The organism is Streptosporangium sp. NBC_01469, assembly GCF_036227305.1.
In the GTDB taxonomy this organism is placed as follows: Bacteria; Actinomycetota; Actinomycetes; order Streptosporangiales; family Streptosporangiaceae; genus Streptosporangium.
This window is the reverse complement of the sequence record NZ_CP109465.1, coordinates 7,292,666-7,319,563: the sequence shown is the minus strand read 5'-3', so window position 1 is coordinate 7,319,563 and position 26,898 is coordinate 7,292,666. Positions and strand designations below refer to the sequence as shown.

General features: G+C 71.7%; 24 protein-coding genes. 9 read left to right on the top strand and 15 right to left on the bottom strand.

Features of this window, described 5'->3' with window-relative positions:
* Window positions 1–323 precede the first annotated feature (323 nt).
* On the bottom strand, window positions 324–1,361 hold the full coding sequence (locus OG587_RS32275) for a GTPase family protein (protein WP_329081988.1): 1,038 nt from the start codon (window positions 1,359–1,361) through the stop codon (window positions 324–326).
* Between the two features lie 139 nt (window positions 1,362–1,500).
* Between OG587_RS32275 and OG587_RS32270 the strand changes: the two genes are divergently transcribed.
* On the top strand, window positions 1,501–5,112 hold the full coding sequence (locus OG587_RS32270) for an AAA family ATPase (RefSeq protein WP_329081986.1): 3,612 nt from the start codon (window positions 1,501–1,503) through the stop codon (window positions 5,110–5,112).
* 82 nt (window positions 5,113–5,194) lie between these two features.
* Here the strand turns inward: OG587_RS32270 and OG587_RS32265 are convergent, their stop codons facing one another.
* Together OG587_RS32265 and OG587_RS32260 are read right to left on the bottom strand one after the other, a co-directional pair.
* Window positions 5,195–6,364: an MFS transporter gene (locus tag OG587_RS32265; protein ID WP_329081984.1), complete on the bottom strand. Its 1,170-nt coding sequence runs from the start codon at window positions 6,362–6,364 to the stop codon at window positions 5,195–5,197.
* 15 nt (window positions 6,365–6,379) lie between these two features.
* On the bottom strand, window positions 6,380–7,138 hold the full coding sequence (locus OG587_RS32260) for a DeoR/GlpR family DNA-binding transcription regulator (protein ID WP_329081982.1): 759 nt from the start codon (window positions 7,136–7,138) through the stop codon (window positions 6,380–6,382).
* Between the two features lie 57 nt (window positions 7,139–7,195).
* Between OG587_RS32260 and OG587_RS32255 the strand changes: the two genes are divergently transcribed.
* Window positions 7,196–8,179: a helix-turn-helix transcriptional regulator gene (locus tag OG587_RS32255; protein ID WP_329081979.1), complete on the top strand. Its 984-nt coding sequence runs from the start codon at window positions 7,196–7,198 to the stop codon at window positions 8,177–8,179.
* 282 nt (window positions 8,180–8,461) lie between these two features.
* The gene (locus tag OG587_RS32250) at window positions 8,462–9,205 is read left to right on the top strand and encodes an alpha/beta fold hydrolase (protein WP_329081977.1); all 744 of its coding nucleotides are present in this window, start codon (window positions 8,462–8,464) and stop codon (window positions 9,203–9,205) included.
* Window positions 9,206–9,309: 104 nt separating this feature from the next.
* Here OG587_RS32250 and OG587_RS32245 read toward each other — a convergent pair whose 3' ends face one another.
* Together OG587_RS32245 and OG587_RS32240 are read right to left on the bottom strand one after the other, a co-directional pair.
* A complete protein-coding gene (locus tag OG587_RS32245; protein WP_329081975.1) occupies window positions 9,310–10,467 on the bottom strand; it encodes an LLM class flavin-dependent oxidoreductase in 1,158 nt (385 codons plus the stop codon).
* 46 nt (window positions 10,468–10,513) lie between these two features.
* Window positions 10,514–11,737: an SfnB family sulfur acquisition oxidoreductase gene (locus OG587_RS32240; RefSeq protein WP_329081973.1), complete on the bottom strand. Its 1,224-nt coding sequence runs from the start codon at window positions 11,735–11,737 to the stop codon at window positions 10,514–10,516.
* A 328-nt stretch (window positions 11,738–12,065) separates the two neighbouring features.
* On the opposite strand from OG587_RS32240, the gene OG587_RS32235 reads away from it, so the two are divergent.
* Complete coding sequence (locus OG587_RS32235) at window positions 12,066–12,695, top strand: ABC transporter substrate-binding protein (RefSeq protein WP_329081971.1); 630 nt, start codon at window positions 12,066–12,068, stop codon at window positions 12,693–12,695.
* Complete coding sequence (locus tag OG587_RS32230; protein ID WP_329081968.1) at window positions 12,692–13,060, top strand: hypothetical protein; 369 nt, start codon at window positions 12,692–12,694, stop codon at window positions 13,058–13,060. The genes OG587_RS32235 and OG587_RS32230 overlap by 4 nt, the downstream gene beginning before the upstream one ends.
* A 24-nt stretch (window positions 13,061–13,084) precedes the next feature.
* Here OG587_RS32230 and OG587_RS32225 read toward each other — a convergent pair whose 3' ends face one another.
* The 3 genes from OG587_RS32225 to OG587_RS32215 all read right to left on the bottom strand — a co-directional run bounded on the left by OG587_RS32225 (window position 13,085) and on the right by OG587_RS32215 (window position 15,398).
* A complete protein-coding gene (locus OG587_RS32225) occupies window positions 13,085–13,555 on the bottom strand; it encodes a hypothetical protein (protein WP_329081966.1) in 471 nt (156 codons plus the stop codon).
* A 237-nt stretch (window positions 13,556–13,792) separates the two neighbouring features.
* Window positions 13,793–13,927, bottom strand: coding sequence for a hypothetical protein (locus tag OG587_RS32220; RefSeq protein WP_329081964.1), 135 nt, complete (start codon window positions 13,925–13,927; stop codon window positions 13,793–13,795).
* 100 nt (window positions 13,928–14,027) lie between these two features.
* Window positions 14,028–15,398: a S41 family peptidase gene (locus OG587_RS32215; RefSeq protein ID WP_329081962.1), complete on the bottom strand. Its 1,371-nt coding sequence runs from the start codon at window positions 15,396–15,398 to the stop codon at window positions 14,028–14,030.
* A gap of 88 nt (window positions 15,399–15,486) precedes the next feature.
* Here OG587_RS32215 and OG587_RS32210 point away from each other — a divergent pair, with 88 nt between their 5' ends.
* Both OG587_RS32210 and OG587_RS32205 read left to right on the top strand, forming a co-directional pair.
* Entirely contained in the window at window positions 15,487–16,140 is a 654-nt protein-coding gene (locus OG587_RS32210; RefSeq protein WP_329081960.1) for a response regulator transcription factor, read from the top strand.
* Complete coding sequence (locus OG587_RS32205) at window positions 16,137–17,312, top strand: HAMP domain-containing sensor histidine kinase (RefSeq protein WP_329081958.1); 1,176 nt, start codon at window positions 16,137–16,139, stop codon at window positions 17,310–17,312. Before OG587_RS32210 ends, OG587_RS32205 begins: the two co-directional genes overlap by 4 nt.
* 121 nt (window positions 17,313–17,433) lie before the next feature.
* Here OG587_RS32205 and OG587_RS32200 read toward each other — a convergent pair whose 3' ends face one another.
* The 4 genes from OG587_RS32200 to OG587_RS32185 form a co-directional block, all read right to left on the bottom strand.
* The gene (locus OG587_RS32200; protein ID WP_329081956.1) at window positions 17,434–18,450 is read right to left on the bottom strand and encodes an aldo/keto reductase; all 1,017 of its coding nucleotides are present in this window, start codon (window positions 18,448–18,450) and stop codon (window positions 17,434–17,436) included.
* A gap of 18 nt (window positions 18,451–18,468) precedes the next feature.
* Window positions 18,469–18,933, bottom strand: a complete 465-nt coding sequence (locus OG587_RS32195) for a PPOX class F420-dependent oxidoreductase (protein WP_329081954.1) — start codon at window positions 18,931–18,933, stop codon at window positions 18,469–18,471.
* Window positions 18,934–19,200: 267 nt separating this feature from the next.
* Window positions 19,201–20,220, bottom strand: a complete 1,020-nt coding sequence (locus tag OG587_RS32190; RefSeq protein ID WP_329081952.1) for an LLM class flavin-dependent oxidoreductase — start codon at window positions 20,218–20,220, stop codon at window positions 19,201–19,203.
* Between the two features lie 93 nt (window positions 20,221–20,313).
* A complete protein-coding gene (locus OG587_RS32185) occupies window positions 20,314–21,378 on the bottom strand; it encodes a methyltransferase (RefSeq protein WP_329081950.1) in 1,065 nt (354 codons plus the stop codon).
* Between the two features lie 544 nt (window positions 21,379–21,922).
* Here OG587_RS32185 and OG587_RS32180 point away from each other — a divergent pair.
* Entirely contained in the window at window positions 21,923–22,369 is a 447-nt protein-coding gene (locus tag OG587_RS32180) for a hypothetical protein (RefSeq protein WP_329081949.1), read from the top strand.
* A gap of 397 nt (window positions 22,370–22,766) precedes the next feature.
* Here OG587_RS32180 and OG587_RS32175 read toward each other — a convergent pair whose 3' ends face one another.
* Window positions 22,767–23,759, bottom strand: a complete 993-nt coding sequence (locus tag OG587_RS32175; protein ID WP_329081947.1) for an amidohydrolase family protein — start codon at window positions 23,757–23,759, stop codon at window positions 22,767–22,769.
* Between the two features lie 11 nt (window positions 23,760–23,770).
* Window positions 23,771–24,343 carry an SAM-dependent methyltransferase gene (locus tag OG587_RS32170; RefSeq protein WP_329081945.1) on the bottom strand — a complete coding sequence of 191 codons (573 nt, stop codon included), beginning with the start codon at window positions 24,341–24,343 and terminating at the stop codon, window positions 23,771–23,773.
* 443 nt (window positions 24,344–24,786) lie between these two features.
* On the opposite strand from OG587_RS32170, the gene OG587_RS32165 reads away from it, so the two are divergent.
* Entirely contained in the window at window positions 24,787–25,917 is a 1,131-nt protein-coding gene (locus OG587_RS32165) for a DegT/DnrJ/EryC1/StrS family aminotransferase (RefSeq protein WP_329081943.1), read from the top strand.
* On the opposite strand, the gene OG587_RS32160 is transcribed toward OG587_RS32165, so the two are convergent.
* Window positions 25,918–26,898, bottom strand: coding sequence for an NAD-dependent epimerase/dehydratase family protein (locus tag OG587_RS32160; RefSeq protein WP_329081941.1), 981 nt, complete (start codon window positions 26,896–26,898; stop codon window positions 25,918–25,920).

The following is a 26,898-nucleotide window of genomic DNA, read 5'->3' as shown; positions in this document are numbered from 1 at the left end:
GATTCCCCCTACTTGGGGCCGCCGGGGTCCGGCGGTCACGGTTTGACCTTCCGCCCCTGGGGATTCCCCCTACTTGGGGCCGCCGGGGTCCGGCGGTCACGGTTTGACCTTCCGCCCCTGGGGATTCCCCCTCTACTCGGGGCCGCCGGAGTCCGGCGGCCCTGGGCGCCCCTGACCGGCCGGGCCCCGTCCGGCCGGTCAGGCGGCGCCGGCCACCCGCGAGGTCTCGCTCCGCCGGGTCTCCCCTCCCGGCGGAGCACCGTCGCGGCGCGGCCACCTCCCTGGAAGGCGTCGCCGGGTCCGCCCCTCAGCGCCTCTCCCCCTCAAAGGGGGATCTCGGTGAGGTCGAACGCCTTGGCGCCGCGTTCGCCGTCCCAGATCATCACGTTGCCGTACGTGCGCGCCGTGGCCACCGGTACGTCGGTGAGCGCGTCCATCTCCTGGAGCAGGCGCCGGAAGCGGAAGACGGCCGTGGGGCCGAGCCTGTTCACGACGCCGGTCATCAGCCGCGTGAGGTTGAACCTGAACAGCGCCGAACAGGGCAGCACCCGATGGTTGTCGCGTAACCGGGAGAAAACCTCCCGGTGCGCCGGATAACGGTCCGAGTACGCGTCGCACACCTGCTGGGAGAAATGCCCGCGGTAGTGGACGCCGCGACGGTCGAAGCCGAGTCTCTCGTCGGAGACGGTGAACTCCCCGGTGCCGTAGGTGCTCGTGAGGAGCATGTCCCCGTGGGGTTCGAGAAAGACGCTCTCGTAGTAGGCGGCCTTCTCCTCCAGACGGCGCAGGAGCGCCCCGCCGGGGCCGAAGGTGCCCCGACCCCCGCGCATGTCGAAGATCCACGGGGGCGGGGTCAGGGTGTCCGCCTTGGTGAGGACGAAGGTCAGCTTGCTCATGATGAGCCGCCGCGTCTCGATCGCGACGCCGTCGAGCAGCCTGCGCAGACACTGCTCGTCATAGGTGGTGGAGCGGCTGTCGGCGTGGAAGGCCCAGATGGCGACGTCACACTGGATCAGCCTCTCCAGGTACATGGCCAGGTAGGTCTCGTCGGCGGCGCCCGACTCCCCGATCCCCGGCATGTCCCAGAAGGTCAGCATGTGACCTGAGGTGCCGGGCACCGAGACCGGCTCGGGCCTCCGGGTGACCGGCCGGACGTGACCGACGGCGAGGTCGGTGCCGAACAGGCAATTCAGGAGCGATGTCTTCCCCACTCCCGTTTGTCCCATTATTGCCACACTTAGCGGTTTATCTGATTCAGCACTTCTTTCGCGTCGAATATTCTCTCTGGCCTTTTTCACCTGGCCGTCGTCCAACGGGCCGATGTTCAGCGGGCCGATGGAAAAATCTTCGATCTTGGCCATGAGGTCGTCTCCTGTGACATCGTTGTCGAGCGCTTCGAGCTGCTTTCCGCGCTCATCTCCACGATGTGGCGAACAACCTTGCGATGACCTTGCAGCCGGAGCCGTCGCCGGAAAAAACACGAATCGATCCTCTCGGGCGGTGGATGTGGCGAACTTCGGGATCAAGCTGTTCGGTGCCGTGGACATCGTGATCGACGGGGTGCCGCAGGAGATCAACCCGCAACTGGCGAAGACGCTGGCCATGCTGGTCTCCGCCCGCGGCCCGATCTCCCCGGCCGCCCTGGCCGCCGGGTTGTCCGAACCGGCCGCGGACAGGCACGTGGAGGTGGCGCCGCCCGTTTCGCGGCTCCGTGGGCTGCTGCGCGGCAGCGGGCTGGACATCCCGCGGGCCAGGCGCTCGCACGTCTACGAACTGGTCGAGGACGCCCCGGGGCGCCTCGCCGCCACCGTCGACACGCGGCGGTTCGAGGCCTACCTGCGCGACGGGCGGACGCTGCTGGAACAGGGCGACCTCGCCGCGTCCCTGCGGACGCTACGGGAGGCGCTCGGGGAGTGGTCCGGCGACCCGTTCGCGTCGCTGGCGGGCGGGTGGATCCCGCCCAGGGTCTGCGAGAGCTACCACGCCGGGCTGCGGGAGCGGCGCCGGGAGCTGACCAGGCTCGTCGCCCGCGTCGCCATCCGGCTCGACCTCCTGGGCGACGCGGGATCCCTCACCGGCGAGGGCGTCGCCGACGGGCAGGAGGACAGCGGCCCGCTGTGGCTGCTGCGCTTCCTCATCGCCCTGCGCGACGAGGGGGCGGTCACCGCGAGGCAGATGATCGAGCGTCGCCGCGCGATCTCCCCCGGGGACGAGGCGGTGGGCCGGGCGCGGGACCTGCTGGCCCTGCGCGGGCACGGCCTCGGCCGCCCGCCGTCGCCGCCCTCCGCCGCTCACGTCCACGGGCGCGCCTACGGCCACGGCGGCCCGAGAGCCCTGATCGGCCGCAGGGACGAGATCCTGCTGCTCTCCGCCCTGGCCGGGCGGCTCGAACGCGGGGAGCCGGTGGCCCTGGCCGTCTGCGGCGTGCCCGGGGTCGGCAAGACCAGGCTGGTGGAGGAGCTGGCCGTGCTGCTGCCGTCGAAGGTGCGCATGGTGACCGTCCCATGCCAGGAACTCGGCGACCTCCAGCCGTGGCGGGTGCTGGTCGGGACCCTCTGGGAGGATCTGCGGCGCGACCTGTCCAGCCCGGCCGTCCCGATCGGCACCGAGGAGCGCGAGACCCTGGAGGGGCTGATGTCGGCGGGCCTGTTCGTCTCGCTCGGCGGGCCCGGCCACGAACGCGACCCGAGGCGGCTGGTCGCCCTACTGGTCTCCCTGCTGCGCCTGACCGCCGGCGCCGGTCTCCTGGTCGTCTTCGACGACGCCCACCTGCTCCGCTCCGACGCCGAGGAGCTGCTGCACAACGTGCGGGAGGCCCTCGGAGAGGCTCCCGTCGGCTTCGTGCTCACCGACCGCTCCGAGCCGTCGCGCTGGCGGGGGCGGATGGACGTGCTGGCACTGTCCCCGCTGGGGGTCGCGGAGGTGGCGGAGTGGCTGGGCACCACGTGGGGACGCGAACCGACACGCGCGGAGACCGGCAGGGCCGTGGACGGGACCGGGGGGCTGCCGCTGGACCTGTGCCGGATCACCGAGGCCGGTGACCTCCCCCGCGACCTCCCGCGGCACGACACCGCCTCCAGCCCGATGTTCCGCTGGTTCGCCGCGGCGGCCGTCACCGCCCTGGGCCGGGAGATCGACGCCGATCTCGTCGCGGGCATGTTGGAGCTCGACGCCGAGGAGGCGAACCGCAGGCGCGCGGTGGCGGTGACGGCCGGAACGGTCATCGACCACCAGGGGCTGCGCTTCGGCCACGACACGGCCAGGGAAAGCCTGCTGCGGGAGCTGAAGCGCCATCCGGCACTCGCCATGGAACTGCACCGCCGGGCGTTCGAGATCCTGGACGAGTGGATGGCGCGGACGACCGGCGACGGCTGGATCGACCCGGCGCTGCCGGTGCGCGTCGCCGAACACGCCCGCTCCTCGGGGACCGGGCTGTCCCAGGAGCGGGTCGCCGCGGCCTGCCTCGGCGCCGCGCGGGCGCAGCAGCGCGGCTTCGCCACCGAGGGGGCGATCACCTGGGCACTGGCCGGGCTGGGGCTGCGGTGCGACGCCGAGACCCGGGTCGGCCTGCTGATCACGCTGGGTGACGCGCGCAACGACGCCGGTGACCTGGAGGAGGCCGAGCGCCTGTACCTGCGGGCCCATCGCGACGGCGAGAAACTGCCGAGGCTCGCGGCGGTGGCGGCGATCAGGCTGGCGCGCCGCTGGTCGGCCCCCGGGCAGGCCGACCGGCAGCTGCTGCATGTGCTGGGCGGCAGCCTGGAGGCGCTCCGCGACGACACCGGCGACGAGGCGGTCCCGCTGCGGCTGCAGCTGCAGGCGCATCTCGCCCACAAGCTGACGATGGCGGTCAGCGACAGCCTCGACCCCACGTACGCCGGCCTGCGGCCCGGGGTGGAGCTGGCCCGCGCGACGCTGCGCGAGCTGGAGGAGTCCGGGGCGGGGCCGCTCATCCGTTGCGAGGTGCTGAACGAGTGCAGGTGGGGTCTGTACGACTTCGCGCCGCCGGGGGAACTGCTGGGCATCGCCGAGCGGCTCCGGGAGGCGAGCATCGAGGCGGCGTCCGCGCACTTTCGCAGCGAGGCCATGATCGCCCTCACGATCGACCAGCTCCGGCTGGGCCGCCTGAGGGAGGCCGCCGCCACCGTGGCCGGTCACCGCAGGCACGTCGCGCGCAACCACCGGGTCTTCGGCCCCTGGCTGCAGAACACCCTCGACACGCTGATGGACGTCTGGCACGGGGAGTTCGGCCGCGCCGAGGAGCGCGTCCTGGCCGAGTGGCGGCAACTCGACGAGGAGGGCGAGGGTGAGGCGGTCTCCGCCGACACCCTGCGGCAGACCCTGATCGGGCAGCACTACTGGCTGCTGCGCGAGCAGGGACGGCTGGGGGAGCTGTTCGGCTCCGGGCTCGCCAGGCAGGTGGTCGAGTACGAGTACTTCCCGATCTGGCGCGCGGCGCTCGTCCTGGCGCTCTGCGAGATCGGCGGGCACGAGGACGCGAGGGACCGGCTGAGGGCGTTCTTCCGCGAGACCTCCGATCTCGGCGCGCTGCCGCCCGACGGGTGGTCGGTTCCGACGCTGGCCCTGCTGGCCGAGTCGTGCGCGCTGCTCATCGAGGCGGGGCACGGCGATCCCGAGCTGTCGCGGTGCGCCGCCCTCGTGCGAGAGCGCCTGTCGGCTCATCGCGGGCAGATCGCGCTCGCCGGGTGGCCCACGATCCTGCTGGGGCCGACGGACCGCTATCTCGGACTGCTCGCGCTGGCCGAGGGGGACGCCGAGGAGGCGCTGCGGTGCTTCGGCGAGGCGCTCCTGCTCGCCGACGCCGCCTCACCGCTGATCGCGCACCTCCACCTCGACCGTGCCAGGGCACTGCGCCTGCGCGGTGGCGCGCACACCCCGGGGGACTCCTCGGGGAACTCCCAGAGGAATTCCGCCGAGGGCACCGGGGGGTCCAGGGGCTCCGGAGGCTCCGAGTGGCCCGAGGGATACAAGGCGTCCGAGGGGGAGGGGGCCGTCGAGGGGGAGGTCGCCCATCTGCTCCGCCGCGCGCTGCGCCTGGCCGAGCGCCTGGGCATGGCCGGGGTCGCCGCCCAGGCGCTGTCGCTGCTGTGACCCGCATTCACGCCGCCGGCCGTGCCGGCCCGGTGTGAGCCACGGTTCCCGCCGTGACCCGCGCCGGATGGTCCATTCTGATCTACTTTGTAAAGGGCGGGGCCTTGAGCGCCCTCGCGGCCAACGCGACGAAAAGCGCCAGCAGGGCGGGAACGGCGAGCGCGCGGGGCAGGCCGATCACTTCGGCGGCGCCACCGATCAGCACGGGCCCGCTGAGGAATCCCACGTAGCCCAGGCTCGCCACCCGGGCCAGTGCCTTCCCGGCCTGGGCCGGGTCGCGCCTGCCGGCCGCGGAGAAGACCTGGGGGACGATGCAGGACAGGCCGGCTCCGAAGCAGCCGAAGCCGATCACCGCGGCGATCTGGTGGTCGGCGAGCAGGCCCAGGCCGAGCCCGGAGGCGGCCAGCGCCCCGCACGCGCGCACCAGGTTGACCGGCCCCAGCAGGGTGGCAAGCCTGTCACCGGCGAGGCGGCCCGCGGTCATCATGATCGAGAAGGCGGCGTAGGCGGCCGCGGCGAACCCGTCGGAACTGTTGAGGCTCTCACTCAGGTAGACCGAGCTCCAGTCGGCCGCGGCCCCTTCGCCGATCATGCAGCAGAAGGCCAGGACACCCAACAGCAGCACCCCGCCGCCGCCACCACCGGCCGCCGGTTTCGTCCCGGCGGGGGCGTGCGCGGTCAGGGGCAGCGCCCAGCGGGCGGCCCAGAGCGCGAGCGCGACGATCGCGACGGCGACCGCGGTGAACGTCGCCCCCGGGCTGAGCGCGGCCTGGGCGAGCAGCCCTCCCGTGGCGGCGCCGAGGAAGCCGCCGATGCTGAACACGGCGTGGAAGGACGACATGATCGGACGGCCGGTGGCCTGCTCGATCTCGACGGCGTTGGCGTTCATCGCCACGTCCAGCGTGCCGTGCACCGCGCCGAAGGCGAACAGTGCGACGGCCAGGCCGGCCAGGTTCGGCATGAAGGCGGGCAGGACCAGCACGAGGCTCTGCGCGAAGGCCATCGGCAGCATCACCTTGACGCTGCCGTAGCGGTCGACCAGGCGGCCGACCACCTGCATGCCGGCGATCGCCCCGGCGGCGATGCCGAGCAGTCCGACGCTGAGCTCGCCCTCGCTCAGCCCCAGCCCCTGTTTGATCGACGGGATGCGCGCCGTCCAGGTGCCGATGGACATGCCCGAGAGCAGGAAGAGCAGGTAGACCGCCACCCGGCCGCGTAGCAGCGCGGCCCGGTCGAGGGTGGTGACGTGCATGGGGGAGGGCTCCAGTCAGACGGTGCGGACGGCGACGCCCGCCGCGATCATGGCGTCGTGCTCGGCGGGGGGCAGCGCGGTGTCGGTGACGACCATGTCGAGGCGGTCCAGCGGGCAGACGGCGCCGAACGCGGTGCGGGTGAACTTGCCGGAGTCGGTGGCCACGACCACGCGCCGGGCGGAGGCGATCGCCGCCTGCTTGACGGCGACGTCGGACAGGTCGTGGGCGGTGAGGCCGTGCTCGGCGGACAGGCCGCAGCAGCCGATGACCGCGGTGTCGAAGCGCAGGGACCGGATGGCGTTCTCGGTCAACGGGCCGGTGAAGCTCAGCTCGCCGGGACGGACCTCGCCCCCGGGAAGCACCAGGCGGATCCGGGAGGCCGAGCTGAGCTCGGTGGCCGACTGCAGGCAGAGCGGCAGGACCGTCAGGCGGCGGTCGCGGATCACCCGCGCGATCTCCAGGGAGGTGGTGCCGCTGTCGAGCAGCACGGCCTCTCCGTCGGCGAGCAGGGCCGCGACCTCGGTGGCGATCCGCCGCTTGGCCTCCACCGCCTCGCGCTCGCGCACCCCGAAGGGCGGCTCGTCCCCGCGCAGCAGCAGGCTCACCGCGCCGCCCCTGACCCGCCTGACCACGCCCTGCTGGGCGAGCTCGTCGAGGTCGCGGCGGATGGTCATCTCCGACACCGTGTGCTCGACGGCCAGCTCCGCGACCGAGACGACGTCGCTGGAGCGCAGCGCCGACATGATCGCGCGAATGCGATTGTTACTTTCCATATGTTCATTTGAACATGGACTGTGTGCGGTTGGCAAACGTGCGGGACAATGGCCGGCATGCGCGCGAGTCGTCTGCTCTCACTCCTGCTGCTCCTGCAGACCCGGGGGCAGATGACGGCCCCCGAGCTGGCCGGGGAGCTGGAGGTCTCCGTCCGCACGGTCTACCGAGACGTGGAGGCGCTGTCGTCGGCAGGGGTGCCGGTCTACGCCGACCGCGGCCCCGCCGGCGGATACCGCCTGCTGGACGGCTACCGCACCCGTCTCAACGGCCTGACCGCCGAGGAGGCCTCCTCGCTGTTCCTGGCCGGGCTGCCCGGTCCGGCCGCCGACCTGGGACTGGCCGAGGTCGCGGCCAACGCCGAGCTGAAGATGCTCGCCGCGCTTCCTCCCGAGCCGCGCTTCCAGGCCTCCCGGATGCGCCAGCGCTTCCACCTGGACGTCCCCGGCTGGTACCACGACGCCGACGCGGCCCCCTTCCTGGGGGAGGTCGCCGAGGCGGTGTGGGAGCAGCGCCCGCTGCGCATGACCTACCGCCGCTGGGGCCCCCGCGACGTCGAGCGCCTGGCCCACCCGTACGGTCTGGTCCTCAAGGGCGGGGTGTGGTACATGGTGGCGGTCGCCGGTGAGGGAGGGCCGCGCACCTACCGGGTGTCGCGGATCGTGAGCGCCGAGCTCGCGGAGGGGCACTTCGAGCGTCCCGCCGACTTCGACCTGCCCGTCTTCTGGCGAGACTACGCCGCCGACTTCCGCGAGCGGATGCACACCGGCGAGGCCGTGGTGCGGATGGCGCCGGGCACCGAGGGGATGCTGCGCTACACGGTGGGCACCGAGGTCGCCGAGGCCGCGCTCGCCGAGGCGGGCCCGCCCGACGAGCGCGGCTGGGTCGTGCTGCGCCTGCCGACCGAGTCCGTCAAGCACGCCCACTGGCAGCTGCTGCGCCTGGGCGCCGACATCGAGGTGCTGGAGCCGCCCGAGCTGCGCGAGCGGATGGCCGCAACCGTCGCCGGCCTCGCCACGCTGTACGGCACGGGCCCCGGCTGACACCGGCCCGTCCCGCCCCTCCCACCTCGGGCGCTCCCAGCCCGTCCAGCCCGTCCAGCCCGTCCCGGTCCTCTTCCCCGGGTCGTCCCGACCGCCTGGCCCGCTCCCGGAGCCGACCCGTCCTGGCCCTTCGCGCTCTCGGACCTCCTCCGGTCGGTCCGCTCCCGGACCCGGCCGCGCGGGTCGTGTCCGTGGTTAATCGATTGCGGGCGCCGGGGGGAGCCGCGACGATGACCGGATGTTCTTTCTCACCTTGAGTGGCCCCTGCTCTCCGGCGGTCCGATGACGCTCGCCTACGACGACGGGGGAGCGGGCGACCCCGTGGTGCTGCTGCACTCCAGCGCCGCCGACTCGCGGATGTGGGATTCGCAGTGGGAGGCGCTGACCGCCCGCTTCCGAGTGATCCGGCCAGACCTGCGAGGTCACGGCCGCACGCCGTACGCCTCCGAGACCCCCTACTCCGATCCCGGCGACGTGGCGGATCTGCTCGCCGCGCTCGCGGTGGAGAGGGCCGTGCTGGTCGGGTCCTCCTACGGCGGCCGGGTCGCGTTGCAGGTGGCCACCGCCCATCCGGCCCTGGTCTCCCGGCTGGTGCTGCTCAATCCGCACTGCGGGCTGGAGCCCACGCCCGACCTCGCCGCGTTCGGCGAGGAGGAGGACCGGTTGCTGGAGGCGGGGGAGGTCGAGGCCGCGGTCGAGCTCAACGCCCGCACCTGGCTCGGCCCCGAGGCGGACGGGGAGACGCGCGCCCGGCAGATGGCCATGCAGCGCCACGCCTTCGAGGTCCAGCTCGCCGCCGACCCCGAGCCGTCGCAGCTGGAGGGGGAGATCGACCTGGCCAGGGTGACCATGCCCACACTGGTGGTCAGCGCCGCCCATGACCTGCCCTACTTCCAGATGACGGCCCGCCATCTGGCCGGAGAGCTGGCCTCGGTGACGGCGGTGCACCTGGAGTGGGCCGGGCACCTGCCGAGCATGGAGCGGCCCGGGGAGATCACCGCCCTGATCCTCGATCACCTCACCTGATCCGCTGCGTGAAGCGGCGTGAAGCCGAATTCCTCCTCACACCTGTCGCGGCCGCCCGTCCGCGGTCACGGTAGGACGGGCGGCGGGCCGGTCCGGGGCATCGCTCAGCTCGATCCGGTGGACGCGAACGGGATCGAGGCCGGTTCGTGCGCGCCCGGCGCGGCGGGGTGTTCCCACAGCCCGCGCTCGCGCAGGATCGGCAGCACTCCCTCGCCGAACCAGTACGCCTCCTCCACATGCGGGTGGCCGGACATGATGAACTCGGTGATGCCCAGGCGGGCGTACTCCTCGATCCGGTCGGCCACCTCGGTGTGGCTGCCGACCAGCGCGGTGCCCGCGCCACCGCGCACCAGCCCGACGCCGGCCCACAGGTTGGGGGAGATCTCCAGCCCGTCGCGGCTGCCGCCGTGCAGGGCGAGCATCCGCTTCTGGCCCTCGGACTCGCTGCGGGCCAGGCCCGCCTGCACCTTCTCGATCGTGGCGGGGTCGATGCCGTCGAGCAGCCTGCGGGCCTGTGCCCACGCCTCGTCGGCGCTGTCCCTGCTGATCACGTGCAGCCGGATGCCCTGCCGCAGCGTGCGGCCCTCGGCCGCGGCCAGGCCGTTCACCCAGGTGATCTTCTCGGCGACCGCGGCGGGCGGCTCGCCCCAGGTGAGGTACGCGTCCACGTGCCTGGCCGCGACCCTGCCCGCGGCCGGGGAGGATCCGCCGAAGTAGATGTCGGGCACCGGGTCGGGCACCCGGTTCAGTCTCGCGTCCTCGACCCGCAGGTGCTCCCCGGTGAAGTCGACGCTCTCGCCGCGCCACAGCGCCCGGACGATGTGCAGGAACTCGTCGGTCCGCGCGTATCTGGCGTCCTTGTCCAGGAAGTCGCCGTAGGCGCGCTGCTCGTGGCTCTCGCCGCCGGTGACGACGTTGAGCAGCAGGCGCCCGCCCGAGTGCCGCTGGAAGGTGGCGCCCATCTGCGCGGCCAGGGTCGGCGTGACCAGTCCCGGCCGGAACGCGACCAGGAACTTCAGCCGTTCGGTGGTCTCGGTGAGCATGGCCGTGGTCAGCCAGGCGTCCTCGCACCACGCGCCGGTCGGCGTCAGCGCGCCGACGAAGCCGAGGTGCTCGGCGGCGTGCACGATCTGCCGCAGGTAGGCCAGCGTGGCCGGGCGCGCGCCGCCGGCCGCTCCCGGGGGCAGGCCGTGGCCGCCGCCGACGATGTCGCGGCTGTCGCCGTAGGTGGGGAGGAACCAGTGGAACGTCAGGTTTGTCATCGCACTTCCGTAGTCGTCGTGGGTCGCCGTCTTGTCGGCGAGATCGCTAGAGCAGGCCGTGGCGGGGCGGAAGCTGTCCGTTGAGCACGTAGCGGCCGATGTGCTGGATCTTCCAGCGAGCCGGGTCGTGCAGCGTGTGCGTCCTGGCGTTGCGCCAGTGGCGGTGGAGGTTGAGCCCGTCCAGGCTGGCGCGGGTGCCGCCCAGCTCGAAGACCGCGCTGCCCAGCTCGACCGCGACCGGGTCGACGTACGCCTTCACGGTGGCCACCGCGACGGACGCGGCGGCGGCGGACTCCTCCGTCAGGTCCGCCGCGGCGGCGTCCACCTCCCGGCCGGCCGCGGCGAGGAGCGCCTCCGCGGCACGCACCTTGATCGCCAGTTCGCCCGCCCGCTGGATGATCAGCGGGTCCTCCGCGGCGCTGTCCAGCCCGCTCTCGAACCAGGGCCTCGCCTTGGTGCGGACGAACTCCAGCGCCTCCGCCAGCGCCCCGCCGGCGATGCCCACGTCGATCGCGGCGTGCAGGAGCTGGGCCACCGCGCCGTGGAGCTGCGGCCCGGTGAACGTCAGGTGGTGCGGCACCACGCGGTTCGCGGGCACGCGCACGTCGTCGAGGCGCACGGTGCCGCTGGCCGTGGTCCGCTGGCCCATCCCGGCCCAGTCGTCGATCACGGTCAGCCCGTCGGCGTCCCTGGGCACATACGCCACGTGCAGTGTCTCGTCCTCGCGCCGGGCCAGCACCGGGATCCAGTGCGCGAACAGCGCGCCGGTGCTGTAGTGCTTGACCCCCCGCAGCAGGAAGCCGTCCTCGCCGTCGGACACCAGCCGCGTGCGGTAGTCCTGCACGTGTTTGGTGCCGGCCTCGGACTGCGCGTTGCCGAGCCTGGCACCGGCGAGTACCTCGCCGAAGAAGAACTTCCGCTGTTCGGGGGTGCCCTGGCGGCGCAGCACGTTGACGTAGACGAAGTGGCTCTGCGGGATCTGCGCGATGTTCGGGTCGGCGGCGGCCAGCAGGCGTACCACCTCGGAGAGGGTCTCCGCGCTCACCTCCGCGCCGCCGTGCTCGCGCGGCACGGTGATCGCGAGCAGCCCGCTCGTGGAGAGCCGGTCCAGTTCTCCGACGGGCAGCAGTCGTTCGGTGTCCCGCTCGGCGGCGCCGGGCGCGAACTCGGCCGCCAGCGCGCGGGCCGTGGTGACCGCCTCCGCGTCATCGGCGATCACATGCGCCCCCGGCAGGCCAGGAGCCTGGGACGTTGTGCTGTCGATACTCATACTGGTGTCCGTTCTGCGCGTTACGTTAGGATCACCCTAATTCCTGCATAAAAGGTAGACAATATCTGCTTTGGTGACGTGCGACTCCGTGTCGGACGGCCGGGCCGTCGCTCCCGGAGACGTGACGCGCCGCGTGTCGTCGGTATGTCGCGCGCTGCACGCGCCGTGCGTCGCGTCGCACGTCGTGTCGTCCGGGAGTGGTGGGGTCGTCGCCTCGGAGGCGTGTGACCTCGTGTCCCCCTCCGAATCCCGGCGGGTCTCGCGATCATCTTCCGGTGAAAAAGGTTGACAATTATACCTACTTTTCCTACTTTTTGTATAGGTATTAGTGGCGAAGGGATCGCCGATCACCAAGGTGACCCAGCTCAGGGGAAAGAAGATCGCCGCGATCAAGGGCACCGACCCGTACTTCTTCCTGCTCCAGTCGCTGAAGGCGGCGGGCCTGGCCGGTACGGACGTCGAGGTGGTCAACCTGCAGCACGCGGACGGCAAGACCGCGCTGGAGCGCGGCGACGTCGACGCGTGGGCGGGCCTGGACCCGCTCATGGCGCAGAGCCAGATCGAGTCCGGCTCCACCCTCATCCACCGCGAGCCCGCGTTCAACTCCTACGGCTTCCTCAACGCCCGCGAGGACTTCATCAAGGAACACCCGGAACTCGTCCAGGCCGTGGCCGACACCTACGAGCGCGCCCGGACGTGGGTCGGCGAGCACCCGGACGAGACGGTCGCCCCGCTGGCCCGGGAGGCCAAGCTGGCGCCCGAGGTCGCCGGGGTCGTGTTGAAGGAGCGGACCGAGGTCGGCCTGAGCCCGGTGCCCGGAGCCGAGCAACGCGCCGTACTGGAGCGCATCCTGCCGACCCTCGTCGAGGAGAACCAGGTGCGCTCCGAGGCGGAGGCCAGGGCCGCGCTCGACTCGCTGTTCGAGCCCGCCTTCGCCCAGAAGGCGAGCTCTTCGTGAGCCTCGTCACCCGAAGGCGCCCCCCGGATCCCGGCGCGGGGGACACACCGGACGACACCTCGGGGGACGCCGCGCCCGAGCGCCGGAGGAACCGGCCGAGGCTCGGCAGGGGACCGCGCGGTGCCGGGGCGGCCGCCGGGCTGCTGGTGCCGGTGGCCGCGCTGGCCGCCTGGCAGGCGGCCACCGCCGCCGGGCTCTTCACGCAGAGCCAGCTGCCGCCGCCCTCGGCCGTGCTGGGCGAGCTGGTACGGCGGGGCGAGCTGTGGCTGCATGTCGCGATCAGCGGGCAGCGGGTGCTGCTCGGCAAGGCCGCCGACGCCGTACTGGGACTGGTCGAGCGGCGCGTTGTCCGAGACAGGTTCTGACGCGGAACCGACCCGAATCGGCGCTCAGCCGCAGTTGCCCCAGGACTTCCAGCGAGCCGTGGCGACGGCGGCACCGCGCCCGTCATCCCAGATCGTGCCGGAGTATTTGACGCACCGGCCCTTGCCGTAGACCTTCAGCGGGCCCAGGTAGTGCTTGACCTGCCGGCCCTCGTTCTTGCCGCCCGTGCGCCCGTGTACCCCCCGTGTCTGCGTCGTGATCGTGGCCGAGACGAAGGTGGCGACGCCGACGTTCGAGGTCTTGATCGTGGTGACGCAGTTGTAGCCGGTCCTGCGGTTGTACAACAGGTAGACGTGACCGAACACGTCTCCGGAGGGGGTCTTCGCGGCCTGCTTGCTGTGGGCGACCCGGGCGAAGCCGGAACCGCACACCCGCTCCGGGCTGGGGGCTGAGGCGGCCGCGTGCGCGGGGTTGGCGACGATTCCGCCGATCGACAGTGCCGCGGCGAGGAGGATCGTCTTCGTGGACCCGCGCATTCAGTCATCCCTTCTCAGCCGTCTCCCCGCCTTCCGGGGACTGACGGTTGATCATTCTGCCGAAGGATCCGACATGAAATGACCGAAATGGTCAAATGGGCAACCGCCGGTCCATCGTGCGGGTCGAGTTCGGCCGCCGCGGTCTTGAACGGGTGTTCGGCACGGGGGACAGCCGGCCGCGTCCGGTGGTGGGCGATGTCGGCTGCCGCGGGTGCCCGGGATCCGCCCGGATCTGGACTATTCGCCAAGCAGTGTGTGAACCACTTCGCGCGCGTAGTCGGCGGGGGAGGCGACGTGCGGTGCGACGCCGTGAATGCCGGCGGGCGAAAGCAGCTCAAGATACACGTACTGCTGGCAGGCGCCGATGAGCATCGCCGCGACGACCGGCCATGAGTCGCGGCCGGGCGCCGGGATTCCGCGCGGGCAGGTGGACGACCGTGCCTCACGGCCGTCGGTAGGCACTCTGCGCGGGTTACAGGAGTGTGAGCGCCTTGGCCACGCCGGGGTCGCGCCCGGTGGCCAGGTCGAGGGCGGTCATGGGGGCGTAGTGGTCGACCGGCACGCCGATGGTGTCGATGATCTCGCGGGCGGGGCCGAGGTGCCGGACCTTGGGCAGGCGCAGGACGCTGCCGTCGTCGAGGAGATACGCTGCGGCGGGACCGGAGATGGCTCCGGCGGTGCGGGTCCCGACGAGGGTGCCCAAACCGTTGCCCTTGACGGCCGCGCTGAAGTCGTCGCAGGCCGAGGCGCACCCGCGGTCGGTGAGAACGACCAGGCGCAGGCCGAGCAGCGGGACGCCGTCGTCGGTCCGGTTGGGCACGCAGTCGCCCTTGAGCGGGCAGAAGTAGCTGGTGATCTTGCCGTGTGCGAACGCGCCGAGCAGTCGCGTCACCTCGCGAGGCGATCCGCCGCCGTTGCCGCGCAGGTCGAGGACGACCGCCTTCGGCTTGCCCTGGAGCTTGGCGATGACCTGGTCGGCGGCGCCTTCGTGGAATCCGGACAGCTGGACGTACGCGACGCCGCCGGGGAGCGTCTTCGACGTCGCCGCCGGAGGCTGCCGCGTGAGGGGGCCCTCCCTGAGCTCGACGGTGCGGGTCCGCCCTGTCGTGGGGCGCTTGAGCGTGATCCGTACCGTGTCGGAGGCGAGGGCGTCGACGAAGCTCTGGTTCACCTTGTCCCCGGCGAACGGCGGCATGCCGTTGGCCTTGACCACGATGTCGCCGGGTCTGACGTCGGCCTCGGCCGCGGGGCTGCCGGGCAGGACGCGGGTGATGAACAGCGGCGGCCGGGCCGCCGGGTCGAGCTGGGGGCCCTGCTGGGCGGACGTGCCCACGATGCCCGTTCCGACCGGCCCGCTCTCCGACGGCGGGGTCGGCCTGACCCAGCGGGCGTGGTTGTCGTGCAGTCCGGCGACCATGCCGGTGATCGCGGCGCGCAGCGCGGCGGGGTCGTCGGTGCCCAGGACCTTCGCGTAGGCGGCCCAGTCGCTGTCGCGGTTCCCGGTCAGGGCGGGCAGCCGGAGGTCGGCCCGGTCGATGCCACGCCGCATCAGGTCCTGGGTGTACGCGGCGAAGGCACTCTTCAGCGGTTCCCTCGAGTCCATGGCCGGGCCGCTGTAGTAGTTGTCCAGTACGCAGAAGTACGCCTGCCGGAGCGTGTTCACCGAGGTCGGCGGCGCCGATTCCGGCGGTGGCGCCGTGGCGGGCGCGCAGTCCCCGCCCGGGGTGGCGGCCGACGGGGACGACGGCTTCGGCCGGGGTGCCGGGTCTGACGCGAACGCCGATGCGGGTGCGGACACCGAGCAGGCCGTCACCAGAAGGGCGGCGCAGAAGGTTCTGATCATGGTCGCCAGCGTGGCCGGAAGCGGGTTGCGCGGCTGTGAACGGAATGGTTAACGCCACTGTTACCCCGGTTCGGGTAGGAACGTCGGCATGCGGGTTCTGGTAGCCGAAGACGAACGTGACCTGGCCGATCTCGTGGCGATGGGGTTGCGCCGCCACGCCATGGCCGTCGACGTGGTGTACGACGGGGCCGCCGCGGCGGAACGGCTGGCGCTGCACGACTACGACGTTCTCGTGCTGGATCGGGACCTGCCCGAGATGCACGGCGACCTCGTGTGCCACGAGCTGGTGGCGCGCGGGAGCCGTACGCGAATCCTGATGATGACGGCGGCGACGTCGGTGCCGGAGCGGGTCGCGGGTCTCGGGATGGGCGCCGACGACTACCTGACCAAACCGTTCGACTACGCCGAGCTGGTCGCACGGGTGAAGGCGCTGGGGCGGCGCAGCCAATCGCGGGTGCCGCCGGTGCTGACGCGGCACGGGATCGTGGTCGACACGCACCGGCTCCAGGCGTCGCGGGACGGGCGGCATCTGCACCTGTCGCTCAAGGAGTTCGCCGTCCTCGAGGTGCTGATGAGGGCGGACGGCGCGGTCGTGAGCTCCGAACGGCTGCTCGAGGAGGCGTGGGACGAGAACGCCGACCCGTTCACGACGGTGGTGCGGGTCGTGGTCAGCCGCCTGCGGGCGAAACTGGGCGACCCGCCGTGCATCCAGACGATCCCCGGCGCGGGATACCTGCTGTGACGACGGTCCGGGTACGCCTCACGCTGATCTACTCCGGACTGTTCCTGCTGACCTCGGTGGTGCTGCTCGTCACGGTCAACCTGCTGCTGAGCCAGGCGCTGCACGTGCGGATCGCACGGTTTCCGATTCCGATGCCGTCGCCGGAGGTGTCACTTCCGGGGTGGCCTCCGGTGGCGCCGGTGGCACCGAGGCCGAAAGTGCCGGCGGATCGGCCGCCGGCACTTCCCAGGCTGGTGGACGACGTGGTCACCTACCAGTGGGAGGTGACCGGACTGACGGTCGGGATCCTGACGCTGGTGTCGGTGGTCGTCGGCTGGCTGGTCGCCGGGCGGATCCTGCGGCCCGTCCACCGGATCACCGCCACCGCGCGGCGGCTGTCCCTGTCCAACCTGCACGAACGGATCGCGCTCACCGGGCCGAAGGACGAGTTGAAGGAACTGGCCGACACCTTCGACGCGATGCTCGACCGGCTGGAGCGCTCGGTCGAGGGGCAGCGGCGGTTCATCGCGAACGCGTCCCACGAGCTGCGCACCCCGCTGGCCGTCCAGCGGGCGGCGATCGAGATCGGTCTCCCCGAGGACGTCGGTGAGATCCGCGACAAGCTCCTGTTCCACAACCGCCGCACCGAGAACCTCATCGACGCCCTGCTGGTCCTGGCACAGGCGGAACACGGCCTGGAGGGGAGGAGGCCGGTGGCCCTGGACCAGGTGGTACGGCTCGTCCTGGCCGAAGGAGGCTCGGGCGACGTCACCGTGACGGCACGGATCGAACCGTTCGTCGTCGACGGGGACCCGATTCTGCTGAACCGGCTCATCACCAACCTCGTCGACAACGCGGTCCGCCACAACCATCCCGGCGGAACCGTCGAGGTGACGCTCGTCCACGGGGTCCTGACCGTCCGGAACACCGGCCCGGAGGTGCCGGGGGAACGTTTCGGCGATCTCTTCGAGCCCTTCCGGCGGTTGCACACGACCCGGGGGCAGGGGGTCGGGCTCGGCCTGTCGATCGTCGCGTCGATCGCGAAGGCGCACGGGGCCGACGTACGGGCGAGCCCCAACCCGGGCGGCGGGCTGGAGCTCGTCGTGGTCTTCGCCGGGTGCCGGGACCGGGGGATCCCGCCGACGCCACCCGGCCCCCCGCCGGGCCGGACCGATCACACCCGCCGTACGTGATGGCGGACGTGATGACGCGCACTCGCCGCGCCGAGCCCACCTGCTGGTGGGGCGCTCGTGGTGACGGGCGTCCCCGGGCGCGCGAGGGGGGCCGGTGGCAGGAGTGCCGGGCCCGGCGGACCTATGACCGGGCGCGGGGCTCCGTGGGCGCCTCGCCGAACACCCATGGGTCGGCCTCGCATTCGGCGATGAAGTCACCGGGGTATCCCACCTCGAACTCCGTCGCCGCCTCCAGGCGCCGGACCACCTCCTCGGGAAGGACGACGTCGATCGCGCCCAGGTTCTCGGTGAGCTGCTTGACGTCCCTCGCGCCGACGATCGGGTGGACGGCGGGGGAGCGGGCGCGGATCCAGGCGATCGCCACCTGGGCCGCCGTGACGCCCAGCTCGTCCGCGACCTCCAGCACGGCGCGCGCGACCGCGTGGTCCCGGGCGGTGAGGGAGCCGGGATCGACCCGGGTGGCCGCCTCCGCGCCTCCCTGGTCGCTGAACTTCCCGGACAGCACGCCGCCGGCGAGCGGCCCCCACGCGGCCACGCTCATCCCGAACGCCTCGGCCATCGGCAGCAGCTCGCGCTCGACGTCGCGCCTGAGCAGGTTGTACGGCACCTGCAGGCCCGCGAACGGCGTCCAGTCCCGCCACTCCGCCAGGGTGTTGGCGCGGCTGACCAGCCATGCCGGGGCGTTGGAGATGCCCACGTAGAGGATCTTCCCGGCGCGCACGGCGTCGTCCAGCGCCCGCATCGTCTCCTCCACCGGGGTGTGGCGGTCCCAGAGGTGCACCCAGTACAGGTCGACGTAGTCGGTCCGCAGCCGCCGCAGGCTGCGTTCCAGGGACAGGGTGAGGTTCTTGCGGTGGTTGCCGGCGGCGTTCGGGTCGTCGTGGTCGCGGGAGAGCGTGTACTTGGTGGCGACGACGAAGCGGTCGCGGCGGCCGGTGAGGAGCTCGCCGAGGACGTCCTCGCTCTCGCCGTACGCCGAGGCCGTGTCGATGACGTTGCCTCCGGCGTCGGCGTAGGTGTCGAGCATGGCCCGGTGCTCCTGCGGCGTGCCGGAGCCGTCGCGCTGGTAGAAGGTCATCGCGCCGAAGAACAGCTCGGACACCCGCAGCCCGGTCCGGCCCAGCGGTCGGTAACGCATAGGAGGTCTCCTTCCCGCTCAGGCCGTGCCGCTTCGAGCCGCGCCGCCGGGCGCCACCTCGCGCGCCGACATCTCGAAGGAGCCGTTGCCGATGCCCCACGTCAGGATGCGCCGCGGGCGGATCAGGATCCACGCGGGGTCGAACGGGAACGGCGCGTCGAGGCGCTCGCCCACCTGCTCCCCGCCCTCGGTGTACGTCTCCGCGTACCCCCGGATCTCGATCCCGCGCGGTGTCCACGGGTCCACGGCCGCGAGGTCGTCGATGACGAACGACACGTGCGGGTGGTGCCGCGCGTCGCGGTACTTCTTGCTCCCCGCCATGTCGGAACCGGCGACCCCGCCGATCACGATCGCCCCGGCCTCGGGATCGTAGATGACCCCCACCGGCCTGACCGTCGGCCTGCCGTCGCGGCCGACGGTGGCGAGGCGCCCCAGTGGCTGGCCGGTCAGGTACGCGATCTCGTCGTCGGTGAATGCGCTCATGGGTCCGAGCCTGGCAGCCCGGACCGCGCCCAGGAAGGCCGCGGTGAGACTAGCCCCGGCGGGGCCACGATCGCGGGAGAGCCGGACCCGTCACCGCCGGTCTCCGGTTCGGTGGCCGTCCCGGGGCATCGGCCGCCCTCCCCGGGCGCACGGGCGCCGAGCGCTGGGCGCTGGGCGTACGACGAGCACGCCGTCGGTCCGGTTACGGTGGCCGTCCCGGGAGCACGGGCGCAACGGGTGCTGGGCGTACGACGAGCACGTCGCCGGTCAGGAGAGGCTTTCGCGGGCGGCGACGACGGCGCGGAGGATCTCGGTCTGTCCCTCGCCGGTGGTGGCGAAGGGGGAGACGACCAGGGTCGTCGCCCCGTTGTCCATGTACTCCCTCATCCGGTCGGCGATCCGCTCGACCGGGCCGAGCAGGGACACGCGGTCGACGAACCCGGCGGGCACGGCGGCCTGCGCGCCCCGGAGGTCGCCCGCGGCGTAGCGCTCGTGGATCGTGGCGGCCTCCCGCTCGAATCCCATCCGCCCGGCCAGCGCGTAGTAGAAGTTCCGCTTGTGGTCGCCCATGCCGACGAAGTGCGCCGCATAGCCCCGCACCGCGTCCACGGCCGCGTCCAGGTCGTCGTTCACGGCCACCGGCAGGCCGGGAAGCACCTCGAAGCCGTCCGGCTCCCTGCCGGCGCGGGCCCGCCCGTCCCGCAGATGGCGGACGGAGAGAGCCAGCGACTCCGGGGTGCAGAAGACCCCCAGCCACCCGTCGGCGATCTCGCCCGCCAGTTCCAGGTTCCGCGGGCCGACCGCGGCCAGGTAGATCGGGACGCGGGTCCTGACGGGTTCGGTGAGCAGCTTGAGGGGCGTCGCCGTGCACCCCCGCGCCGGTAGCTGGAAGTGCTTTCCGTCGTGGGTCACCTGCTCGCGGTCGAGAGCGCGGCGCACGATCTCGACGTACTCCCGGGTCCGTCCCAGCGGCCGGTCGAACGGCACGCCGTACCAGCCCTCGGAGATGTCGGGGTTGGATATGCCGAGACCGAGCCGGAACCTCCCGCCGGAGAGGGTGTCCAACGTCGCCGCCGTCAGGGCCGTCATCGCGGGGGTCCGGCCCGGGATCTGGAACACCCCGGACGCCAGATCGATGGTCCGGGTGCGCAACGCCACCGTGCCGAGCACGGTGGCGGCGTCGGAGCGGTATCCCTCGGGCGCCAGCGCGAGGTCGTAGCCGAGGCTCTCCGCCTCCCGCGCCACGTGCACGGCGTTCCGATAGGTGAGGTTGACACCGAGTCTCATCGCTGTGGCTCCTTCGGGGTGAGGCGGGTGGCGGGGACGGCTTCGTGCCCGGGGACGCGCGGACGGCGGTGGCCGCGCGAGCCGGAGCCGGGCTCAGGCGGGCCTGCCCTCCACGATGCCGTGCGGCGGGGCCGTCGGGTGGATGGCGGCCAGCTCGAATCCGGACGCCTCCAGCAGTCGCCGCCAGTCGGCGGCGGTGCGCTCGGCGCCCTTGTCGTTGACGAGCATCGCGATGTCCATGAGCTTGCTGTAGTGCCATTCGTTGAGCTCGGGGAGCACGCCGTCGATGATCAGCAGCCGGGCGTCCGCCCTGTCGCCGATGGCCCGGCGGACCCGGCGCAGGATGCCCTCGCACTCGGCGTCGCTCCAGTCGTGCATGATCGCCTTCAGCACGTAGGCGTCGGCGCCGCCGGGGATCCTCTCGAAGAAGCTGCCCTCCTCGCAGTGGACCCGGTCGGCCACGCCCTCGCGCTCGAGGAGCTCGCCGGCACCCTTGATCGCCGTCGGGATGTCGTACAGGATCCCGCGCACCGACGGGTGGCGCCGCAGGATGGCCGAGAGCATCTGGCCCTGCCCGCCGCCGATGTCGGCGACGACCGGGAAGCGGCCGAAGTCGAACGAGTCGGCGATGCGCGGGGCGCGCGCGTCGTTGAGGGCGGTCATGGACGCGTGGAACACCTCGGCGAACTCCGGGGCGTCCTGCTCCAGATACTGGAACCAGGTCTTCCCGCCGCGCAGCTTGGGCCCCACGGCCTCGCCGGTGCGGACCGTGTCCATGACGTGTCCCCAGCAGTTCCACACGGTCGTCTCGCCGTAGAAGTAGGCGAGGTTGCGCATGCTCCCGGGAACGTCGCTGCGCAGGTACTCGGCCTTGGGGGTGAGCTCGAAGCGGCCGTCGGGCCGCTCGGCGAAGACGCCCACGGCGGCCGACGCGCGCAGGAAGCGGTAGAGCGTGGGGGCGTGCGCGCCGGTCGTCTCGGCGAGGTCGTCCGACGTGCGTGGCCCGCCGGCGAGCAGGTCGGCGATGCCCAGGCGGGCGACCACGTGGATCACCCCCGATATCCACTTGCCCGCCAGCATCAACAGGATCTGCTCCTGGTCGGGCCGGTCGTCGCTGAACGGCGCGGTGCCGAGTGCCATGGGCGAGGGCTCGTTCATCGTGTTCCCTCCATCGTGTGGGCGAAGGTTCGCATCGCGTCGCGGGGACGCCGGTGTCGCGGAGGACCGGTGCGGTGAAGACCGGTGCCGCCGTGATGCTGGCAGCCGCCGCTGGAGATCCGCTCGCCACCGGTTCGAGCGATCCTCGTCAGCGGGGTCACCGGCCGCGGCGCGCATTCTCGGTGAGCGGGGCTCGATCGAACGTGGAGAGCACGTTGTCACGATCTCGTCAGTGACGGCCGGGCGAGCGCCCGAGTCCCTCTATCGGGAGGACAGATGCGAACCGAACCCCGCTGGCGGCGAATGCGCAGCGTGACGGCGAGGTGGCTGGCCGAAGGCCTGGCGATGATCGGTTTCGGGTTCTACGAACCACCGGCCGACGATCGGCGGCTCTTCGAAGACCAGCGACCTTCGAGTGGTCCCAGAGGGGATGACCCTATTCTTCCCATCATTCCCGGAAATCAACTTCCGAAACAGGCTGGAAGTCGCGGGAATCATTCAGTTCGGAGGCGCAATGGTACAGGCGATTAATCGTCGAAAACTCTTGGCGAAAGGCGGAATCCTCGCCCCCGCCGCGGGGCTGGCGGCAATCATCGGCGCCGACGCGGCGAACGCAGGTCAGGCGGCGGGGACTGCCCACCGGATCGCCGGGACCTGGCACGTCGACATCTCGTTTCCCGGCCCGGTCGGGAACCCGCCGGAGAAAGGTCTCTTCCTCTTCACCGAGACCGGTGCGGTGATCTGCACCAACACCCGGATCAGGGACCTGGGGCTGGGGAAGTGGCTGTCGATCAGCTCGTCCCGCTTCAGTTTCACCTTCAGGCACCACATGTACGGGCCCGACGGCACCTGGATGGGCACCCTCGACATCGCCCATTCGGGCACCGTCACGGGGAACACCTTCAGCTCGACGGGCACCGGCACCGTGTACAACACCGACGGGACCCTGTCCGAGAGCGTGTCGTCCCAGGTCACCGGAGTGCGTTACTGAACACATGAGGCTTGGGGGTGAGCCGTGGGTGCGGAGGCGCCCCGCACCGACGGCGAACACATGCGATCGGTGAACGCTCGACGATCCGAGTCCCCGGCCGGGAACCGGAGGTGTCCCCAGCGCGGGGAGCGCGCGCTGGCGGGCACGTGTACGGGCACGGACGGGTACGACCGCGTACGAAGACGCCGGCGAACCCGAACCCGCCCGTTCCGGTCCGGGGATTCGGGTCGCCGGTGAGCGGGAGGCGGCGAATCCCGGCACGACCCGGCACGACCCGGCATGTCCCGGCGTGCGAGGTCGCCGAGGCCGTCCCGTCGGCCCGCGTGAACGAGCCCGGGGCGGCTCCGCCGATCCGTTGAGGATCGCCGGGCACCCCGGGCGGCTCGTGACGGCACGGTCAGACGGTGGCGCCCATGCGCCTCGCCAGGGAGGGAAGCAGGCGCAGCGCGTTGTCGCGTTCGATCCGCCGGTGCAACGCGGGCCCGATCAGCGGGTCGCGGGTCAACTCCTGTGTCACGTAGCGGGTCGCCTCGGCCGTTCGCATGCTGTAGTCGGTCCCGTAGAGGATGCGCGAGTGGTCCGCGGCACCCAGGAGCGACGGCGTCGCGTAGGGGGAGGTGGGCATGGCGGTGTCGTAGTAGAAGCGCCGCACGTAGGAGCGGAGGATTCCCGGTTCGATGCCCTCCTCGTCGTGCGAGCGGGAGTCGATCCTGGCCGCCATGTAGGGCAGGAAACCGCCGCCGTGGGAGAGGATGATCGACAGGTTCTCGTGACGCTCCAGGGTTCCCCCGATCATCAGGCTCAGCGCCGCCCTGGTCGTGTCCAGGAGGAAGTCGCCCATGAAGTCGGGGATTCCCGGCGGTGTGCCGCCGGGCAGGAACTGCGGATGGACCAGGGCCACCGCGTGCCGCCGGTCGAGCTCGGCGAAGAGCGGTTCGAACGACTTGTCGCCGATGTACGTGCCGTCCACGTGCGTCAGCAGGAGCACGCCGTCCGCGCCGAGCGTGTCGAGGGCGTAGGCGGTCTCCGCCAGGGCGTCGTCGACATCGGTCAGCGGCAGGAAGGCGAAGAAGCCGAACCGGGCCGGCTGCTCCCTGACCAGGTCGGCCAGCGACTCGTTGATGACCCGGGCGCCCTCCTTGACCTGCGTGGCGTCCTTGAACACCTCGAACGGCGCGGGCGAGGAGGTCACCACGGCCGCGATCTCGTTCTCCGCCATGACCTCCTCGGTCGCGGCGAGGCTCCAGCGCGCCCAGGTCGGCCACCTCGACTGGTTCGGCGGCAGGATGCCGGCCCGCACGGCCCATTCCTGCATCTTCGGCGGAACGGCGTGGTTGTGGGTGTCGATGCGCCACCCGCCGGTGCCGTCGGTGCCGTGCTTGTCGGTCACGCTCTCTCCGTTCAGCGGTGGGTCATGAGGAAGCTGGCGAAGTACGAGGAGGGAGGGGGCGACGGCAGCCGCTCGATCTTGAAGACATCGCCGAAGAGGGCCTCCTCCTCGCCCGGCACCAGTTTCGGGTTGAGGCGGAGCAGGATGCCCTTGAGGTTCATCGGGAGGTTGCCGTCGTGGTGGACGCACCACAGGTAGTACAGGGACCCGGGCCCGGACAGCCGCTTGATCGTCCTGGCCATCGCCTCCCGGTCCTCTCCCTTCAGGTCGTCGAGCGTGCCCAGGTCGGTGACCACGTCGAACGGGCCCTCCACGCCGGGGATGCGCGACGCGGTCAGATCGCCCTTGACGAACCGGCAGCGGTCGGCCACCCCCGCCCGGCTGGCGGCCGCCCGCGCCTCGTTCAGCGCGACCGAGGAGAAGTCCACCCCGACCACCTGGAATCCGTGCTTGGCGAGATAGATGGCGGCCTCGCCGCGCCCGCAGCCCAGGTCGACGACCCGGGGATGCGTCTCCGGCGATATCCGGCCCGACTGCACCAGGCCTCGCAGTTCGAGTCCCAGGCGGCCTGCCCAACGGGCCATTCCGGTCTTGTACTGGACGCTGTATGACCATGACTTAGGCATTGGTCTCCCTTTTGCAACGGGCGTCTTTTGCAATGGTCGCGGATCGGTTTTGGGGCAGGGGTTTTTCGCGGCCCGTTTAAATCGACTCCACTTTTGATTCCACCTTCGGTGAACGGGCCGCACTGCGCGATAATGACAGGTCCCGCTGGAGGCGGGATCGATGTTCGTTGGTGCCGCGCTCGAATGACGGGAGAGCGCGCCGGGCAGGTCAAAGGGGATTGCCTGTTACGTTTACCGCTGGCATATTCTTTTATTGGCGGCGGTGGCGGCCCGGTGAAATCGGGTTCGTGAACGCGGATCGAGGCGCTCGGGGCCGACGGCGCCTTCCCGGCCACGCCGGAGATCCTCCCGGACGTGAGAGGGAGATCCGGTGCCGTCCATGACCACGTGAGGAGATACCGGTGATCCCACTGTTGAAGGTGCAGATGTCCGAGGAGGCCCCCGCCGCCGTGGCCAGGGTCCTCACCAGCGGAATGATCGGCCAGGGGCCGGTGGTCGACGAGTTCGAGCAGGCGCTGCGCGACCGGATCGGCAACCCCCACGTGGCCACGGTCAACAGCGGGACCGCCGGTCTCCACCTCGCCCTGCGCCTGGCGACGGATCCGGCCGGGACCGGGGCGGGCGAGGGCGGGGGAGAGGTGCTCACCACCCCCCTGACGATGGTCGCCACGAACTGGACGATCCTCGCCAACGGGCTGCGGCCGAGGTGGGTCGACGTGGATCCCGCGACGTTGAACGTGGACCTCGACGACCTGGCCCGGAAGATCACTCCGGCCACCCGTGCGATCATGGTGGTGCACTTCGCCGGCTATCCGGTCGACCTCGCCCGGCTGAGCGGCATCCTGGACGAGGCGGAGGCCCTCTACGGGTTCCGGCCCCTCGTGATCGAGGACTGCGCGCACGCCTGGGGCTCCACCTACCGGGGGGCGCCGCTGGGCAACCACGGCAACATCGCGGTGTTCAGCTTCCAGGCGGTCAAGCACTTCACCACGGGCGACGGGGGGCTCATGGTGCTGCCCACCCCGGAGCTGAACGAGCGGGCCAGGCGGCTGCGGTGGTTCGGGATCGACCGCGACTCACCGGGGCGCGGCCTCACCCGGGACGACATCCCCGAGTGGGGCTACAAGTTCCACATGAACGACATCAACGCCTCGATCGGCCTGGCCAACCTGGCGAAGACCGACGAGGTGGTCCGCCGCTACCGGGAGAACGCCGCCTTCTTCGACCGCGAGCTGGCCTCCGCCGACGGCGTGCGGCTGACCGAACGCGCCCCCGACCGGCAGTCCTCGTTCTGGGCCTACCCGCTGCTGGTCTCGGACAAGGACGCGTTCGTCAAGCACATGACCCAGGCCGGGATCACGGTGAGCCAGGTGCACGAGCGCAACGACCACCACGGGGCGCTGCGCCCGTACATGTCCCTGCTTCCCGGCCTTGAGGAGGTCGTCGAGCGCATGGTCTGCGTCCCGGTCGGCTGGTGGCTGTCCGACGAGGAGCGCCTGCACATCGTGGACACGATCAAGGCCGGATGGTGATCAGCCGATGGGCCCGCGCAGCCACCACGGGTTGCGCCGGGCCCACTCGACCGTCCTGGTGATGCCCTCCTCCAGCGGGACGGCGCACTGCCAGCCGAGCACCGTGCGGGCCTTCGCCGTGTCGGGGATGCGCCGCTCGATGTCCTGGTAGGCCGTCCCGAAGGCCACGCCGGTGTCCAGCGCGTCGTTCTCCCCCGCGAACCCGGCGACCCGGCCGATCAGCCGGATGGCCTCGCCGACGGTGGTCTCCTGGTGCGAGCCGATGTTGAAGCACTCGCCCTGCCCCGCCGGGCTCGACGCGGCGCGGACGGTGCCCTCGATCGCGTCGTCGATGAAGGTGAAGCACCGCGTCTGCGTCCCGCTGTCGTACATCTCCGGGGGGTGCCCGTTGAGGACGCGGTGGACGCTGCGGCTGACGACGTACGCCGGCCGCTGGCGGGGGCCGTAGACGTTGAAGTAGCGCACCACCGTGGCCCGCAGTCCGTGCTCGCGCACCAGGGCGAACGTCATGTGCTCGGCGAGGGCCTTGCTGGAGGAGTAGGTCCACCGGTCGGTGGAGGTGCCGCCCAGCACCCGGTCGGAGTCCTCCGACCAGGGCACCTCGGGGTTCTTGCCGTAGACCTCGCTGGTGCTGGCCACCACCACCTTGGCGTCCGCGGCCAGCGCCAGCCGCAGGACGTTGCGGGTGCCGAGCACGTTGACGTCGATGACGTCGAGCGGCTGGCGGAGGTAGCGGTCGACGCCGACCATGGCCGACAGGTGGTACACCAGGTCGACGTCGGGGGTGATGACGGCCGCCAGGGACGACTCGGCGGTGATGTCGCCCTTGACGTAGCGGACGCCGTCCATACCGTCGGGCGGCATGTCGGGCGGCGGCGGCGAGGTGTCGTAGACGACCACTTCGTGCCCGCTCCCGGCCAGGCGCTCGACGAGGTGGCCGCCGATGAAGCCGCACCCTCCCGTGACAACGATCTTGGACAT